A 16,012-nucleotide genomic window follows, 5' to 3' on the forward strand; every position below is an offset into this window, starting at 1 on the left:
CCGGTCTTCCCAGCTTCATGTCGCTGCGAACCCAGCCCCTCGGCATACGGCCCATTTTCTGTCACTCCCACCGGGAGAGTGCTAACGCCATTATTGGCACTCGCAGGGTGAGAGTGCAAACATTCGGGGAGCACCGAAGAGGGCGCATGCCGGCGGCCGGGCTCAGGCGTCCACAGCCGGGGACAGCGCGCCCACGATGCGGGCGGCATACTCGGCCGACTCCCGCTCCGACGCGTACTTCGTGCGCGGCCAGAAGAAGCCGCGCAGCCCGTCGCCCTTGGTGCGGGGGACGACGTGCACGTGCAGGTGCGGCACCGACTGGCTGACCACGTTGTTCACGGCGACGAAGGTCCCTTGGGCGCCGAGGCCGTCGACAGCCGCCGCCGCGAGGCGCTGGGCGGCCCCCAGCAGGCCGGCGTGCAGCTCGGCCGGCAGGTCGAGCAGCGTGTCCACGTGGGCGCGCGGCACGAGCAGGACGTGGCCCTTGAAGACCGGCCGACGGTCGAGGAACCCGAGGAAGTCCCCTTCGTCGAGCACCACGTCGGCGGGGAGGTCACCGGCGACGATCGAGCAGAAGACGCAGTCCATGGGTGACAGGCTGCCACGTGGGCGTGCTGCGGTCGGGCGGGCGACCCCCTGTCATGGCGGCACAGCGCAGGCGCGCTCAGCAGATCAGTTCAGCAGAGGAGCAGGATGATGCAGCGGTCCTTCCACCGGGTGGGAAGGGGCGTCGGGGTGGCGATGCTCGTGCTCGGGAGGGGGGCGAGCGGCACGGCCGTCGAGGTGGGGCTGCTGGTGGGCGTCGGCGTACCGGGCGGCGTCGGCGTTCCCGTGCTCGGAGCCGTCGGCTTGGGCGTCGCGCTGCCGTGGCCGATGCTCGGGCGGGGGTCCGAGGTCGACGGCAGCACCGGCACGACCCGGGCGGCCGGGCTGGCGGCGGCAGGTGTGGCGCCGGCCTGAGCTTCCGGGGTCGCGCCGGTCGCGCTCGCTGCCGGGGCGGCTGCCGGGGTGGCGCTCGGGGCGACCGGCGTCCTTGTTGCATCTCGGCTGATGCGCGTGTCGCTGCTCGCGGCGAGCGGCACGGTGGCTTTCGGCGCCGGAGTCGCGGAGGCGGGGTTCGCGGCCTGGTCGGTGAGGCTGCCGGTCGAGTCGGTGCCGGACAGCACCGAGGTCGAGGCGGCCGCCGTGGCGGCGACCCGGGAGGCGACGCCCGGCCAGTAGGCGATCGTCCCGGCGGTCAGGACGGCCACGCCGGACACCCCGGCGACGACGAGAGCGTGCCGGCGACGCTCCGAGGCACGAAGGGACTTGCGGGTCTCGGTCGACATGACATCCCACCGTAGGGGATGAGCGGCAGAACGCCCATTCGGCCGATCGTCGGTACGGTGGTCGCATGCTCGGCGGCGCAGCGGTGCGAGAGGTGGATCACGGCGGAGGACCTCGGTGACTCCCCCGGTGACTCCCTTGGCGGCGCCCGGGTTCGTCGAGGTCGCCGACCGCGTCTTCGTGGCTCGCTACCGGCAGTGGGACGTCGGAGTCGGGCTGGTCCTCGGCCGTGACGGCGCCGTCGTCGTCGACACGCGCGCGAGCGACGTCCAGGGCGGCGAGGTGCTGGAGGACATCCGTCGCCTCGGGCGCGACATCGAGGTCCGCCACGTCGTCAACACCCACGTCCACTTCGACCACACCTTCGGCAACGTCGCCTTCGACACCGCCACGGTCCACGCCCACGACACCGTGGCGCGGACGCTCGAGGTCCATGCCGAGCACATCAGGGCAGCCGTGCGTGAGGACCCGGGCGCGGCGCCGGAGTACGGCTACACCGAGGCGGACCTGCTCCAGGTGCTGGCCACGGCCGTGCGACTGCCGGACTGCACCTTCGGCTCGAGCGCGACCATCGACCTCGGCGACCGTGCCGTCACGATGGCGTATGCCGGCCGGGGCCACACCGACGGAGACGTGGCAGTGCTCGTCGCCGACGCGGGCGCGTTGTTCCTCGGGGACCTGGTCGAGGAGAGCGCTCATCCCTCTCTCGGCGACGACTCCTGGCCGCTGCAGTGGGCCGACACGCTGACCTCCCACCTGATCGCAGCCGGCGACCCGAGTGTCGTGGTGCCCGGTCACGGGCGCCCCGTCGACGTCGCCTTCGTCGAGCGGCAGCGTGACGAGATGGCCACGGTGGCAGCGGTGCTGCGCGAGCGCCGCCTCGGCGGCGTCTCCCTGGCGGAGGCCCTCCACGAGCCCGACGCGCGCCTGCCCTACCCGCTGGAGCACCTCGAGGCCGCCACCCGCCGCGTCTGGGCCCAGCTGCCCGCCTCGTGACGGCAGCCGCCCGTCGCGACCCTCCGTGAGCGCGTCGCCACGAACCGCCACGAACCGGACCCGCACGGCCGTAGCATCCGGGCACCACTCCGACATCGAAGGACCCTGATCGTGCCCGCCTCATCGTCGTCGAACCCGGTGTCCAGGACCGCCCCGGCAACCTCAAAGCACCAGCAGGACGAGTCCTCGTGGGTCGCCCGGCAACGGCAGGCCGCAACCGACGCCGCTGCGCGCAGGTGCCATGACGACCTCGTGTCCGGCATCGCTGCGACCACGGGCCCCGCTACCACTCCCGGCGCGACCGTCATGGCGGTCGCGGTCCTCGGTGTCGCCGCTGCGGCGGTGGTTCTGCTGGGGTGGGCGACCTTCCTGCCCAAGAACCCCGTCCAGTGGGTCGGTGTCGTTCTCGGCTGGATGCTCGTGGCGGCCGTCATGCCTCGGCCGGTGCGCACGGGCGATGCCGTACCGCTCGACCCGGGTGCCTTCCCCCACACCCACGAGCTCGTCTCGTCGCTCGCGGCCGAGATCGGAGTCCAGCCACCGGCGGGCCTTCTCGTCAGCACAGCCTTCGGTGCACGCGTCATGGACGCCGGGTGGCGCCGGCGCCCGGTCCTGACCGTCGGCTTGCCGCTGTGGACCTGCCTGGCCGAGGACGAGCGGATCGCGCTGATCGGCCACGAGCTCGGCCACCTCCGCGGCGGCAGGGTTCGCACCGCAGTGGTGGCGCACGCGCACGGACTGATCGAGCGCACGGCCACCCTGCTGACACCCCTCCCCCGCGACGCCGTCTCGGACTTCGAGGACCCGCGACTGAATGTCGTGCGCTCCAACGCGGTCATGAACGGTGTGGGCCGGGGCCTGCTCGCCGCCACGTCCCTGCCCGCCGTGCTGCTGCTCCTGACGTTCGAGCGCATCACCTCCCGCGAGCGCCAGATGCACGCCTATGCCGCAGACCTGAGCGCCGCCCAGGTCGCCGGCACCACAGCGGTCGCGCGACTGCTCATCTCCGTGGCGAACCTGCCCGGCCTGCACACCGTGGCGAGCGCGGCCGTTCGCCGCCGCGAGGACCCCTTCGACGCGCTCAGCCGGTCACGCAGGGACGACGCACACACCGCCGGTGAGGTGGCCCGGGCACGGACCCGCGCCCGGACCGAGGGCCGGCGCTGGGATGCTGCGCACCCCCGTGACGACCTCCGCCTCAGCGTGCTCGAGGCACACGCGACCCAGCCGGGCGTCGACCTGCTCGCCGCACACCGGTCCCTGGCCTGCCGAGCCGACACCGAGCTCGCGAATCTGCGCACGACGCTGCACCGAGCACTGCGTGACGAGCTGCTCGAGACGTGGATGTGAGCCGAGGCGCTGCGAGGCGACGGCTCAGCCGCCGAGAGCCGAGGGGAAGGCGTCGGACCAGGACCGCAGCACCACTCCCCCGTCGGCGGAGCGGTCGACCGACGTCGCCGCGAGCAGCGCGTGGACGATCGCACGTGCGACACAGTCCGCGCCGGCCTCCATGAGGACGGTCTGCTCGACCGGGTCGGGAGCCGGCCGGTCGCCGGTTGCGAGCGTGAAGAGGGTGTCGCCGTCGAAGAGCGTGTGCACCGGCTTGAGCGCTCTGGCGTAGCCGTCGTGACCGATGCCCGACATCTTCTGGCACTGCGCCTTGGTCAACGTCGCATCGGTCGCGATGACCCCGATCGTCGTCGCCATGCCGGGACGCCCGGCGTCGGCGGGCAAGGCCTCCGCACGCGCCCGAGACTCGTCGAGCTCGGCCGCGCTCGGCCGGCCCACGTGGGCCAGCTCGTCCCCGAGACCCAGGCCCACGGCATACGGCAGCCCGGTCGAGGGGTCGACGGCCGACCCGACGGCGTTGACGGCGATGAGCGCGGCGACCGTGGTGCCCGACTCCAGCACGACGCTCGCCGAGCCGATGCCTCCCTTGAAGCCGCCCACCTTCGCGCCCGTGCCGGCGCCGACGCATCCTTGCGTCACGGCCGAGGAGGAAGCGCTCGCGTATGCCGCCCTCCCGTCCTCGACGCGCGGGTGGTTGCCCCACGTGCCGCCTCGGCCCAGGTCGAAGAGGATCGCGGTCGGCACGATCGGCACGACGAGGCCCGGCTCGCCCATGGGCCAGCCGATCCCGTCCTCGAGCAGCGCAGCCATGACGCCGTCGGCCGCGCCCAGGCCGAGGGCGGAACCGCCGCCGAGGACGATCGCGTCGACCCGGTCGACGAGGTTGCGGGGGTCGAGCAGGTCGGTCTCGCGCGTGCCCGGGCCGCCTCCGCGCACGTCAACCCCGGCGACGGCGCCACCCTCCGGGGCCACCACGACGGTCACGCCGGTCAACCACCCCGGCTCATCGCGGGTGCAGTGGCCGACCCGCAGCCCGGCGACGTCGACCAGCGAGTTGGTCCGGCCGGCCCCGATAACCGTCATCGAGGCTCTCCGAGGTCGAACTCCATGAGCCGCCCCGGCGAGGTGAACCCGAGCCGTTCGTAGAACTCCTGGGCCTGCTCGTCGGGAGCCTTGAGCCGGATCCACTTCACGTCGGTCGTGCGCGCCCACTCGATCATCGCCTCGGTGAGGGCCCGGCCGACGCCACGGTCGCGGCAGCCGGGCGTCACGAAGAGGCCGCCGACATGCAGCCACGACACGTCCTTGCGGCCGGGCCACGGCAGGGCCCGGATGCGGCGCGTCTCGAGGATGCCGGCGTGCTCGCCCCGGCTCTCGGCGATCCACGTCGGGCGGTCGGGCCGCTCGGCCAGCCACGCGTCGACGAAGCGGTCGAGGTAGCCGGGCTCGGACGGCATACCGAGCTCGCGGGCGAACTGCAGGTGCAGGGCTGCGACGACGAGGGCGTCATCGGCCGATGCACGACGGATGGTCACCTCGGCCATGAGGGAAGTGAACCACGCGCGGGCCGCGGTCGCGCGCCGCCACGGCGCGGGTGGAGCCGACGGCTCCACCCGGACGTCACCCGCACGTCGGGACCGCGGTCAGACGTTGATGCCCAGCCGGCGGCTCGTGCGCGCCCGCTGACGGCTGGCGCGCATCCGGCGCAGGCGCTTGATGAGCATCGGGTCGGCCTCGAGGGCGGCCGGGCTGTCGAGCAACGCGTTGAGCACCTGGTAGTAGCGCGTGGAGCTCATGTCGAAGAGCTCCTTGATGGCCTGCTCCTTGGAGCCGGCGTACTTCCACCACTGGCGCTCGAAGGCCAGGATCTCGAGGTCGCGCGGGCTGAGGCCGTCCTCGGACTGTTGGCGCTGCGGCTGCGCCGTGGCGTGTTCTGTGCTCATGTCCCCGTCTCACCTGACGTGATGCTGCGTATGGCGTTGGCTCCGCTCATACCCTAGTCGCAAATCACAGGGGTGTCATTCGCTTCGGCATGGCGTGGCGACGTCACTCATGGTAGGGCCGCGGCCCCTCGAACCGGCGGTCGAGACACGGTCAGGACATCGTGTCGAGGATCGCGTTCACGTCCTCCTTCGTGGTGTGCGGGTTGACGATCGCGAAGCGCGTCAGCGTCTCCCCGCGGAAGGTCGTCGGCACGACGAAGGCGAACTCCTCGGCCAGGAGCCGGTCGGTCCACGCCTGGTAGTCCCCCGGCTCCCACCCGAGGCGGCGGAACACCACCACCGACAGGTCCGGCTCACGCACCGCCTCGAGGTAGTCGCGCCGGTGGATCTCGTCGGCGGCGAACCGGGCGACCTCGAGCGTGCTCTCGATGGCCTCGACGTACGCATCGGTGCCGTGCACGGCGAGGGAGTACCAGAGCGGGAGGCCGCGGGCGCGCCGGGTCAGCCCGATGGAGTAGTCGGTCGGGTTCCACTCGGCGGACCTGGTGATGACGTCGAGGTAGCCCGCCTCCTGCGTGTGTGCGATACGGGCGAGCTCGGGCTGGCGGTAGATGAGGGCGCAGCAGTCGAACGGTGCGAAGAGCCACTTGTGCGGGTCGACGATGAAGGAGTCGGCGTGCTCGATGCCGTCGAACAGGTGGCGGACCGAGGGCGCCGCGAGGCCCGCTCCGCCGTAGGCACCGTCGACGTGCAGCCACAGGCCGTACTCGCGGCAGACCTCGGCGACCGAGGCGAGGTCGTCGACGACGCCGAAGTTCGTCGTGCCGCTCGTCGCGACGACCGCGAAGAACGTCTCCGGGCCGTGCGCCTCCAGCGTCCGGCGCAGCTCGGCGCCGGTCAGGCGCAGCTTCTCGTCCACGGGCACGCCGCAGACCTCGGCGTCCATGACCGCGGCCATCGACACGACCGAGGAGTGGGCGTTGTCGGTGGCGGCGATGCGCCACGGCCGGGCTCCGGTGCCGGCCTCCGTCGCGCGCGCCCGTGCCGTATGCCGTGCCGCCACGAGCGCCGACAGGTTGCCGACCGTGCCGCCCGGCACGAAGACGCCCCCCGCGGACTCGGGCAGGCCGGCGAGGTCGCTGATCCAGCGCAGCGCCTGGTTCTCCGCGTAGACCGCACCGGCCCCCTCCATCCACGACCCGCCGTAGATCGAGGACGCGCCGACGACGACGTCGAACGCGGCGGCCTCCCGGGTGGGCGCGCACGGGATGAAGGAGAGGTAGCGCGGGTGGTCGGTCGAGAGGCAGGCGGGGGCGAGGGTGTGCTCGAAGAGCTCCATGGCCCGCGACGACCCGAGCCCCTGCGGGGTGATCGTCTCGCCGGCCACCGCGCGCAGGTAGTCCTGCGTCTGGGCCCCGTCGAGCGGGATCGGGTCCATGAGCAGCCGCTCACGGGCGTAGTCGAGGACCTTGTCGACGGCGACGTGGTCCGTGTCCTTGTCGAAGCTGTGCACGCACAGATGCTAGGGCCTGCCGCGGGGACCGCGAGCGCCCCGAGCAGCTAACGGGGGCAGGTCAGCGTGCAGGTGAGCGCGCCGGTTGGGGCGTAGGTGTCCGCGCAGGTCAGCCGAGGAGGGCGCAGCGCAGCTCGGCGGCGGTCGTGACCACCGCCGTGGGCCGCACCTCGTGCAGCGCCTCCTCGCGACCGGCGCCCCAGGTGACCGCGACGGTGTCCATGCCGGCCGCCTTGCCTGCGAGGACGTCGACCACGGCGTCACCGACGTAGACGGCGTTGTTGGAGCCACGCCCCATCCGCTCGAGCGCCAGAAGCAGCGGCGTGGGGTCGGGCTTGTGGCGGTCAGTGTCCTCCATGGCGACGAGCTCCTCGACGTACTCGCTCAGGCCCAGGAGGTCCATCGCCTGCTGCGCCGACTCGCGGCGCTTGGACGTCGCCACGCCGACGTGCACCCCGGCCGCGCGCAGGTCGGCGAGCACCTCCCGCACGCCGTCGTAGCCGCGGATGAGGCGCTCGGTGTTGTCGGCGTTCCACCTCAGGTAGGTCTCGTAGAGCTCGTCCGCGTGCTCCGGCGAGTGGTCGCGGAAGGCGCCGATCAGCGGCCGGCCGATCCACGACCGGATGACCGCGGGGTCCTCCTCACGACCGAGGACCGTCCGGAACGCGTACTGGTAGGACTCGACGATGAGGTGGATCGTGTCGGCCAGCGTGCCGTCGAGGTCGAAGACGGCGGTGGACCAGCGGGGAGAAGTCACCGACCGAGCCTAGGACAACCGGCCGCCGGGCCCTCGACACCCACACAGTCCGGACAGCCCCGACCGGCGCGTCTCGAACACGGTCAGGTCGGGTCGCCAGCGGTGGCCTCGGCCGGGCACCATGCACTCCATGACCGAAACCGCCGTGCTGAACTGGTCCTCGTTGACCCAGCGATCCCTCGACGAGCTGGGCTCGGCCGACGCCCTCTACCGACCCACCAGCTTCTGGGGCCCGGGCCTGGACGCACTGCTGGCCGACCTGCGCGGCAGAGGGCTCGAGTCGTTCAAGTCATGGCCCACGGCGTCCTGGTGGTTCTACCCGCGGTACGGGGTCGGCTACACCAATGCGGTGATGGACCAGGTGGTCGCCGTCGCGCAGCCGCTGCTGACCGAGCCGACTGCGCCCCAGTGGACCCGGTCGGCGCTCACCGCGACCCCCGAGGCCAGGCGGGACTTCGACGCGCTGCGCCTCGCCTGGGACCACGGCAACTGGCCGTGCGACCTCGAAGGCCTCGGCGAGTCCACGGTGGGCAAGCCGTGGCAGTACTACCGGCTCACCGGCGCGGCACACGGGTGGACCCGGCCCTACCTCAACTACGCCCTGTGCCTGGCGGCGCTCTCCCGGCACGTCGAGTCCCCGCCGCGCCGGTTCCTCGAGATCGGCGGCGGCTTCGGCTCCCTCGGTGAGTTCCTCCTGACCCGCGACCCGGAGGCCGCCTACGTCGACGTCGACATCCCACCACTGCTGACGGTCGCGTCCTGGTACCTCCGCGAGCTGTTCGGGGAGCGGGTGGCCGTCTACGACAGCAGCATCCCGTCGAGTGGCCCGCTCGAGCTCGCCGGCTCGGCCGTGATGCCCAACCATCGCCTGCCCGACATCACGACCGAGTTCGACGTCTTCGTCAACTCGTACTCCTTCCAGGAGATGGAGCCGGACGTCGTGGAGAACTACGTCGACCTCGTCGTGGGGAGGGGGATCACCTGGGCCGTGTCGCTGAACTCACGGCTGGGCAAGAAGCTCCACTCGAAGGAGGAGCCCGGCGTCATCGACCCGGTCACCTCGAGCCGGATCATCGAGATGTTCGAGCGGCGCGGCTTCGAGCTCGTCGCCACCCATGACAGCCCGCTGGTCCACAGCGCGGCTCAGCTGGCGGTGCTCCGGCGCCGGTGACTGCCGGGCGCGGCGGCTGGGCACACCGAGGATCAGTCCGCGTCCAGCCACCGGCCCCTCCTCATGACCCGGCGGGGCCGCGCCGACCCGTCCAGCACCAGCAGGTCGGCACGCGACCCGGGCGCCAGTACGCCCCGGTCGGCCAGCCCGAGCGCACGGGCCGGGGTGCGCGTGCCGGGGCGGACGGCATACGGCAGGGGTATGCCGGCGGCGACGGCCCGCGCGACGATGTCGGCGACGTGGCTGGTGCCCCCCGCGATCGACCCGGGCGCCCCGTCGGGACGCGCCACCCGGGCGACACCGTGGTCGACGACGACGGAGAGGCCACCGAGGACGTACGCGCCGTCGCCGACGCCGGCCGCGGCCATGGCGTCGGAGACGAACGCGACGTGGTCGACGCCGACGAGGTCGAGCACCGTGCGCATCGTGTCGTCGGCGACGTGCACGCCGTCGGCGATGAGCTCGACGGTGACCTGGCCACGCGCGGCCGAGCGCATGAGCGCCGCAACGGCGCCCGGCTTGCGGTGATGCATGGGGTCCATGCCGTTGAAGAGGTGGGTGCCGAGGTCGGCGCCCGCTGCGACGGCCTCGCCGACCTGGCCGAAGGTGGCGGTAGTGTGACCGACCGCCGCGTGGATGCCTGCTGCGGTGAGCCAGCGGACGAGGTCCAGGCCGTTGGTGCGCTCGGGGGCGAGGGTCACCTGACGGATGTGGCCGCGGCCGAGCTCGATGAGCCGCTCCACCTCGGTGAGCGACGGGTCGCGCAGCAGCGTCGGGTCGTGCGCGCCGCACCGGGCCTCGGCCAGCCACGGGCCCTCGAGGTGGATGCCGTCGACGAGGCCGTCGTCGGCGAGCTCGGCGAGCATCGCAACCCCCCGCTCGAGGTCGCGCGGGCTCATCGTGACGAGGCTGGCGAGCAGGCTCGTCGACCCGTGGGCGTGGTGGTGCGCGGCTGCCGCGGCCGCTGCCTCCTCACGCAGGTCGGTGAAGGCCGTGCCGCCGCCGCCGTGGCAGTGGAGGTCGACGTATGCCGGCACGAGCGTCCCGCTCACGCGCTCGGCCGCGCTCGCGCCGGGTGGCAGCTCGGCGCCGGGGACGATCGGGGTGACGGAGGTGATGCGCTCGGCCTCGACGTGGACGAGCACGTCGGGGAGCACCGTGTCGTCGACGAGGGCTGGTCCGCGCAGTGTGGCGTTCATCGGGGTCGATTCTGTCCCAAGGCCGCGTTGTAGCGTGTGCCCGTGCCCGCCCGACCTCTTCGCGACCTCGTCCACCCGACGTGGGTCCCGGCACTCGAGCCGGTCGCCGACACCATCGCGGCCATGGGGGCCTTCCTGCGCGCCGAGGTCGCGGCCGGACGCGGCTACCTCCCGACCGGCGACCACGTGCTGCGCGCGTTCTCGCTGCCGCTTGCGGACGTGCGGGTGCTCGTCGTCGGGCAGGACCCCTACCCGACGCCCGGCCACCCGGTGGGGCTCAGCTTCAGCGTCGCGCCCGAGGTGCGGCCGGTCCCCCGGTCGCTGCAGAACATCTACCAGGAGCTGGGGACCGACCTCGGGCTGCCGACGCCCGCGAACGGCGACCTCACGCCGTGGTTCGAGCGCGGCGTCATGCTGCTCAACCGGGTGCTCACGGTCCGCCCCGGCGCGTCGGCGAGCCACCACGGCAAGGGCTGGGAAACCGTGACGGCGCAGGCGATCTCGGCGCTGGCGGCTCGCGGCGGTCCGCTCGTCGCGATCCTCTGGGGCCGGCAGGCGCAGTCGCTGGCCCCGATGCTGGGCGACGTGCCGCGCATCGAGTCGGCGCACCCGTCGCCGCTCTCGGCCCGCGCCGGCTTCTTCGGCTCGCGGCCCTTCAGCCGCACCAACGACCTCCTCGCCCAGCAGGGCGCCCCTCCCATCGACTGGAGCCTGACATGACCCAGCCAGCGCCCGACGGCTCGGGCCCCACCGTCTGGACCCGGTTCGTCGCGATCGGTGACTCGTTCACCGAGGGCATGTGCGACGACGACCCGACCTTCGGCCACGACGGCGAGTACGCCGGCTGGGCCGACCGGCTCGCCTCGCACCTGTCGGAGATCGCGCGCGGCCAGGGGCTGGACTTCGGCTACGCCAACCTCGCCGTCCGCGGCCGCAAGCTCGCCGACGTCGTCGGGCCGCAGCTCGAGGACGCCCTCGCCCTGGAGCCCGACCTCGTCAGCATCGTCGGCGGCGGCAACGACATCCTGCGGCCCAAGGCCGACCTCGACGGGCTCGCCGCCCGGCTCGAGGCTGCCGTCGCGCGTATCCGCGCGACCGGTGCCGACGTGCTCATGGCGACGCCGGTCGACCCGGCCGACGCGCCGCTCGTCAAGGCCACGCGGGGTCGCGCCGCGATCCACTCGGCCAACATCTGGAGCATCGCCCGCCGCAACGGCGCCCACGTCATCGACCAGTGGGGCCTGCACGCGCTGCGCGACTGGCGGATGTGGTCCGAGGACCGCATCCACATGACCACCGAGGGCCACCGCCGGGTCGCCCTGGCCGCGCTCGAGGCACTCGGTCACACGCCGGCCGAGACCGACTGGGCGACACCGCTCGAGCCCGCGCCGCCGATCGGCCGGCGCGAGGCGCTGCAGGCCAACGCGCAGTGGGCCAAGGAGTACGTCGGGCCCTGGGTCCACCGCCGCCTGACCGGCCGATCGTCCGGTGACCAGCGGCAGGCCAAGCGCCCCGACGTCACCCCGCTCGACCCGTCGTAGGCGCCGCCACCCGCCGACGTATGCCGTGTGGCCGAGCCCGCGGGACGGCATACACCCGCGGCAGCCGGGACTGGTGACGGAGGTTCGCTGGCCCACATCGGTGTGCTGAGCACGGCGACGGGGAGCCGCCTCCCGAAGGTCCGTCATCAGTCCCCGACGCACGCCCCTGTGGAGAACTCCGGCCATCTCGGCCCCGCGGCGGCCAGCCTCTGGTGGTGACCTCACCACTTTCTTCCCGACGCCCCGGACGCCACTCCCCCACCGACGTGGCGACAGCTGTGCATCGCCTCGGTGGCACGTGCACCTGGCGCGAGCTACGGCGCGCGGTGCCGTGGCGGCTCATCGGCCGAGCAGTGGACGGGGGACTCGTCGTCCGCCCCGGGAACGGCGTCTACACCCTCCCCGACACCGACCAGGGCCATGTCGTCGCCCGTCGGATGACCGGCGTGGTCTCGCACCGCACCGCCGCACTGCACTGGGGCTGGAAAGTCAAGGCTGTGCAGCCGTTGCCCGACGTCACCCTCCCGCCCAACCGCAAGCTCCGCGACAGCGCTCGGGGGTTCGCGACGGCCCACCGACGCAGAATCGGACCGGGCGACGTGCGCGATGGCTGGGTCGCCACGCCGGCGCGCACGGTCATCGACTGCTGCCTCGACCTGCCGTTCGACGAGGCGCTGTCGGTGGTCGACTCGGCGCTGCGCGGCGGGATGCCCCGGCGCACGCTGCTCGCGGCGGCCTCGTCGCTCGGTCCTCGGCAGCGGGTGCGTGCCCTCCACGTCTTGCGGCTCGGAAGTCCGAAGGCAGCCAACCCGTTCGAGTCGGTGCTCCGCGCCCTCGCCTTGGGCCTCGACGGTAGCGCGGGGGAGCCGCAGCACCGCATCCGCTACGACGACTTCTACGCCCGTGTCGACCTCGCCGACGAGGCGCTTGGGATCGTCCTCGAGGCCGACAGCCTCGAGTTCCACGGCGAGAGGGCGGCCCTGTCGCGCGACTGCGAGCGCTACGACGAGCTCGTCGCGCGCGGCTGGCTGGTGCTGCGTTTCACCTGGGAGCAGGTGATGCTGCGGCCGGAGTGGGTGGCCGGGGTCATCGCACGGACGGTGCGCCAGCGCCAGGCTGAGCGAGAGCCTGCCGAGCCACTCGAACGGGGACGGATGACGGACCTTCAGCGGCCGGAGACGGCCGCCTGAGCACGCGCCCGTCACCGCAGCGCTCGAACCTCCGTCTTCGGTCCCGCTTGGAGCCGGCCCCGAGCGGACGGATGCCGTCCCGCTGGGTCGGCGGGACGGCATACGTGATCGGGTGGGTGGCGTCTCAGACGGAGGCGGCGAACGCCTTCTCGAAGATGTCGAGACCCTCGGAGAGCAGCTCGTCGCTCGCGGCGAGCGGCGGCAGGAAGCGGAAGACGTTGCCGAAGGTGCCGCAGGTGAGGGTCACGAGGCCCTCGGCGTGGCAGGCCTTGTTGACGGCGGCGGTCAGGACGGCATTGGGCGTGAGGTCGCCCGGACCGTGGATCAGCTCGACGGCGAGCATGGCGCCGCGACCGCGGATGTCGCCGATCTGCGGGAACGTGTCGGCGAGCCTCTTGAGGCGCGGCAGGAAGAGGGCCTCGACCTGCTTGGCGCGAGAGCAGAGGTCCTCTTCCTTCATCGTCTGGATGGCCCCGAGCGCGGCCGCGCAGGCGACCGGGTTGCCGCCGTAGGTGCCGCCGAGTCCGCCGCCGTGCACCGAGTCCATGATCTCGGCGCTGCCGGTGACGCCGGCGAGCGGCAGGCCGCCCGCGATGCCCTTGGCGGTCGCGATGATGTCCGGTACGACGCGCTCGTGCTCGCTGGCGAACCAGTCGCCGGTGCGGCAGAAGCCGGACTGCACCTCGTCGGCGATGAAGACGATGCCGTTGTCGGTGCACCAGTCGGCGACCTGCTTGACGAATCCCGGCGCGGGGACGATGAAGCCGCCCTCGCCCTGGATCGGCTCGAGCACGACCGCGGCGACGTTGTCCTCGCCGACCTGCGCGTGCACCTGCTGCACGAAGACGTCGAAGGACTCCTTGGCGCAGTCGGCGGGGCCACCCGGCCAGCGGAACGGGTAGCTCATCGGCGCGCGGTAGACCTCGCCGGCGAACGGGCCGAACCGGTGCTTGTACGGCATGTTCTTGGCGGTCATCGCCATCGTGAGGTTGGTGCGGCCGTGGTATGCGTGGTCGAACGCGACGACAGCGTTGCGGCCGGTGTAGTGGCGCGCCACCTTGACGGCGTTCTCGACCGCCTCGGCGCCGGAGTTGAACAGGGCCGTGCGCTTCTCGTGGTCGCCCGGCGTCAGCTCGTTGAGGGCCTCGGCGACCTCGAGGTACTCCTCGTAGGGCGTCACCATGAAGCACGTGTGCGTGAAGTCCTGCACCTGCTGCGAGACTCGTTCGACGACGCGCGGGGCGGCGTTGCCGACCGTCGTCACGGCGATGCCGGAGCCGAAGTCGATCAGCTGGTTGCCGTCGACGTCGACGAGGATGCCGCCGCCGGCGCGCTCGACGTAGACCGGCAGGCCGGTGGAGACGCCGGCGGACACGGCCGCCGTCTTGCGCTGCTGGAGCTCGACCGAGCGGGGGCCGGGGATCGCGGTCTGCACGAGTCGCTGCTGGGGGACGTTGCTCATGCTCGCCAGTATGCCGCCCGCCACCCTCCGCGGGGAACCCGGGTGCGGTCACGGCATACGTTCTCATTCCGCACTGGAACAGCGCGTTCGGTCGCGAACTCAGCGGTGGAGCACGTGGTTCGCGACCGAACGCGTCGTTCAGGTGGTGGTTCCCGGGGTCAGGGCACGAGATCCTCGCCGAAGCGACCGCGGGCGTCGTGAGGGATGAGCGGCCGGTCGGCGCGGGCCGCGATCTGCTGGACGGCCCAGGAGTTGCCGTCGGGGTCTGAGAACCCGAAGAAGGTGCCGCCGTCGCGCGGGTCGATGACCTGGATCTCGGAGCACTCGACGCCCCTGCCGACGAGCTCGTCGCGGGCCGCCGCCGCGTCGGCGACGACGAGCTGCACGCCGTGCAGCGACCCGGCTGCCATGGCGTTCTGCCCAGGGAGGCTACCGACGACGATCGAGCAGCCAGAGCCGGGCGGCGTCAGCTGGGCGACGTGCATGTGCTCGTTCTTCGTGTCGTGGTCGAGGTGGAAGCCCACCTGGTCGCGGTAGAAGGCGATGGCACGGCCCAGGTCGCTGACCGGCACGACGACGACCTCGAGCGTCCAGTCCACGACGGTCAGCCCTGCGCCGGGGCGCTCGAGGGCGTGACGGCGGCCTGCGCCACGAGCTGGTCGAGACGGTCGTAGCCCTCGGCCATCCCCTTCTCCATGCCGCTCGCCACCATCATGTCGCGCCCCTCGACCGTGCGGCCGACGCTGCGCCCCTCGAGCCGGCAGCGTCCGTCGCCGAGGTCGACGAAGCGCATGAACTCGATGGCCACCTCGTCGGGAGCACCCTCGAACTCGAAGGTCTGGATGGCGAGCTCGTTGTCGCGGACGGTGTGGAACGTGCCGCGGAAGCCGTAGACGTCGTCGCCGTCGTGGTGCGTGTAGTGGTAGCCGCCGCCGGAGGTGAAGTCCCAGCGCTGGATCTGCATCTCGTAGCCGTGCGGGCCGAGCCACTGGCGGACGAGCTCGGGGTCGCGATGCGCGTTGAAGACGGCCTCGACGGGGGCGTCGAACTCGCGGGTGAAGTCGATCCAGGGCACGCCGGCCGGGATGTCGAGGGTGAGCTGGTTGGTCATGGCTGTTGCTCCTTGTCGTGATTCGTGTCGTGATTCGTGTCGTGAGCTGTGTGCTGATTCGGTATGCGTGTGGTGACGGTCGGGGACGTCGGTGGCGCCTGGGTCGCCGACGTGGTGTGTTCGAGGACGGCGTCGAGGGAGCGGAACCGCTGCTCGGCGAGCAGGCGGTAACGGTCGATCCAGGCCGTCAGTGCCTCGAGCCGGTCGGCCTCGAGATGCACCGGGCGCCGTTGGGCGTCACGCGTGCGGCTCACGAGCCCGGCAGTCTCGAGCACCTGGATGTGCTTGCTGACGGCCTGCTTGCTGATCTCGAACGGTTCGGCGAGCTCGTTGACGGTGGCCGCACCGCGGCTGAGTCGCGCCACGATGGCGCGACGGACGGGGTCGGCCAGGGCCGCGAACGCGCGGTCGAGGTCGCCGTCTGAAGCCGTGGGGACCATTTATCAACCAACT

Annotated in this window: 17 protein-coding genes and 1 pseudogene; 6 read left to right on the top strand and 12 right to left on the bottom strand. The window is 72.4% G+C overall.

Going from position 1 to position 16,012, the window contains the following annotated elements; all coding sequences use genetic code 11:
• Positions 1-162 precede the first annotated feature (162 nt).
• Entirely contained in the window at positions 163-588 is a 426-nt protein-coding gene (locus LQK93_RS04925) for an HIT family protein (protein ID WP_374970435.1), read from the bottom strand.
• A gap of 89 nt (positions 589-677) precedes the next feature.
• The gene (locus tag LQK93_RS04930) at positions 678-1,328 is read right to left on the bottom strand and encodes a hypothetical protein (protein WP_374970436.1); all 651 of its coding nucleotides are present in this window, start codon (positions 1,326-1,328) and stop codon (positions 678-680) included.
• Between the two features lie 115 nt (positions 1,329-1,443).
• On the opposite strand from LQK93_RS04930, the gene LQK93_RS04935 reads away from it, so the two are divergent.
• Both LQK93_RS04935 and LQK93_RS04940 read left to right on the top strand, forming a co-directional pair.
• A complete protein-coding gene (locus LQK93_RS04935) occupies positions 1,444-2,322 on the top strand; it encodes an MBL fold metallo-hydrolase (protein WP_374970437.1) in 879 nt (292 codons plus the stop codon).
• Positions 2,323-2,574: 252 nt separating this feature from the next.
• Positions 2,575-3,672 carry a M48 family metalloprotease gene (locus LQK93_RS04940; protein WP_374970438.1) on the top strand — a complete coding sequence of 366 codons (1,098 nt, stop codon included), beginning with the start codon at positions 2,575-2,577 and terminating at the stop codon, positions 3,670-3,672.
• Between the two features lie 24 nt (positions 3,673-3,696).
• Here LQK93_RS04940 and LQK93_RS04945 read toward each other — a convergent pair whose 3' ends face one another.
• The 5 genes from LQK93_RS04945 to LQK93_RS04965 all read right to left on the bottom strand — a co-directional run bounded on the left by LQK93_RS04945 (position 3,697) and on the right by LQK93_RS04965 (position 7,885).
• A complete protein-coding gene (locus LQK93_RS04945; protein WP_374970439.1) occupies positions 3,697-4,755 on the bottom strand; it encodes a P1 family peptidase in 1,059 nt (352 codons plus the stop codon).
• Positions 4,752-5,216 carry a GNAT family N-acetyltransferase gene (locus LQK93_RS04950; RefSeq protein ID WP_374970440.1) on the bottom strand — a complete coding sequence of 155 codons (465 nt, stop codon included), beginning with the start codon at positions 5,214-5,216 and terminating at the stop codon, positions 4,752-4,754. Before LQK93_RS04950 ends, LQK93_RS04945 begins: the two co-directional genes overlap by 4 nt.
• A gap of 99 nt (positions 5,217-5,315) precedes the next feature.
• Positions 5,316-5,615 carry a DUF3263 domain-containing protein gene (locus LQK93_RS04955; RefSeq protein WP_374970441.1) on the bottom strand — a complete coding sequence of 100 codons (300 nt, stop codon included), beginning with the start codon at positions 5,613-5,615 and terminating at the stop codon, positions 5,316-5,318.
• A 151-nt stretch (positions 5,616-5,766) separates the two neighbouring features.
• Positions 5,767-7,128, bottom strand: coding sequence for a pyridoxal phosphate-dependent decarboxylase family protein (locus tag LQK93_RS04960; RefSeq protein WP_374970442.1), 1,362 nt, complete (start codon positions 7,126-7,128; stop codon positions 5,767-5,769).
• Positions 7,129-7,237: 109 nt separating this feature from the next.
• Positions 7,238-7,885 (bottom strand): HAD family hydrolase, encoded by a 648-nt coding sequence (locus tag LQK93_RS04965; protein ID WP_374970443.1) that lies wholly within the window; start codon positions 7,883-7,885, stop codon positions 7,238-7,240.
• Positions 7,886-8,015: 130 nt separating this feature from the next.
• Between LQK93_RS04965 and LQK93_RS04970 the strand changes: the two genes are divergently transcribed.
• Positions 8,016-9,056 carry a putative sugar O-methyltransferase gene (locus LQK93_RS04970; RefSeq protein ID WP_374970444.1) on the top strand — a complete coding sequence of 347 codons (1,041 nt, stop codon included), beginning with the start codon at positions 8,016-8,018 and terminating at the stop codon, positions 9,054-9,056.
• Positions 9,057-9,088: 32 nt separating this feature from the next.
• Here LQK93_RS04970 and LQK93_RS04975 read toward each other — a convergent pair whose 3' ends face one another.
• Complete coding sequence (locus LQK93_RS04975; protein WP_374970445.1) at positions 9,089-10,255, bottom strand: N-acetylglucosamine-6-phosphate deacetylase; 1,167 nt, start codon at positions 10,253-10,255, stop codon at positions 9,089-9,091.
• Positions 10,256-10,297: 42 nt separating this feature from the next.
• Here LQK93_RS04975 and LQK93_RS04980 point away from each other — a divergent pair, with 42 nt between their 5' ends.
• From LQK93_RS04980 to LQK93_RS04990, 3 genes are all read left to right on the top strand, one after another.
• Complete coding sequence (locus tag LQK93_RS04980) at positions 10,298-10,975, top strand: uracil-DNA glycosylase (RefSeq protein WP_374970446.1); 678 nt, start codon at positions 10,298-10,300, stop codon at positions 10,973-10,975.
• The gene (locus LQK93_RS04985) at positions 10,972-11,796 is read left to right on the top strand and encodes an SGNH/GDSL hydrolase family protein (RefSeq protein WP_374970447.1); all 825 of its coding nucleotides are present in this window, start codon (positions 10,972-10,974) and stop codon (positions 11,794-11,796) included. Before LQK93_RS04980 ends, LQK93_RS04985 begins: the two co-directional genes overlap by 4 nt.
• A gap of 266 nt (positions 11,797-12,062) precedes the next feature.
• Positions 12,063-12,986 carry a DUF559 domain-containing protein gene (locus tag LQK93_RS04990; RefSeq protein ID WP_374970448.1) on the top strand — a complete coding sequence of 308 codons (924 nt, stop codon included), beginning with the start codon at positions 12,063-12,065 and terminating at the stop codon, positions 12,984-12,986.
• A 124-nt stretch (positions 12,987-13,110) separates the two neighbouring features.
• On the opposite strand, the gene gabT is transcribed toward LQK93_RS04990, so the two are convergent.
• The 4 genes and pseudogenes from gabT to LQK93_RS05010 all read right to left on the bottom strand — a co-directional run.
• Positions 13,111-14,448, bottom strand: a complete 1,338-nt coding sequence (gene gabT, locus LQK93_RS04995) for a 4-aminobutyrate--2-oxoglutarate transaminase (RefSeq protein WP_374970449.1) — start codon at positions 14,446-14,448, stop codon at positions 13,111-13,113.
• 158 nt (positions 14,449-14,606) lie between these two features.
• Positions 14,607-15,047 (bottom strand): VOC family protein, encoded by a 441-nt coding sequence (locus tag LQK93_RS05000; RefSeq protein ID WP_374970450.1) that lies wholly within the window; start codon positions 15,045-15,047, stop codon positions 14,607-14,609.
• A gap of 5 nt (positions 15,048-15,052) precedes the next feature.
• Positions 15,053-15,559 carry an SRPBCC family protein gene (locus LQK93_RS05005; RefSeq protein ID WP_374970451.1) on the bottom strand — a complete coding sequence of 169 codons (507 nt, stop codon included), beginning with the start codon at positions 15,557-15,559 and terminating at the stop codon, positions 15,053-15,055.
• A gap of 101 nt (positions 15,560-15,660) precedes the next feature.
• Positions 15,661-15,999, bottom strand: a pseudogene (locus LQK93_RS05010) (ArsR/SmtB family transcription factor); the annotation flags it as partial.
• Positions 16,000-16,012: the final 13 nt, after the last annotated feature.

The sequence above is a fragment of the Terrabacter sp. BE26 genome, from assembly GCF_041941675.1.
Classification (GTDB): Bacteria; Actinomycetota; Actinomycetes; order Actinomycetales; family Dermatophilaceae; genus Terrabacter.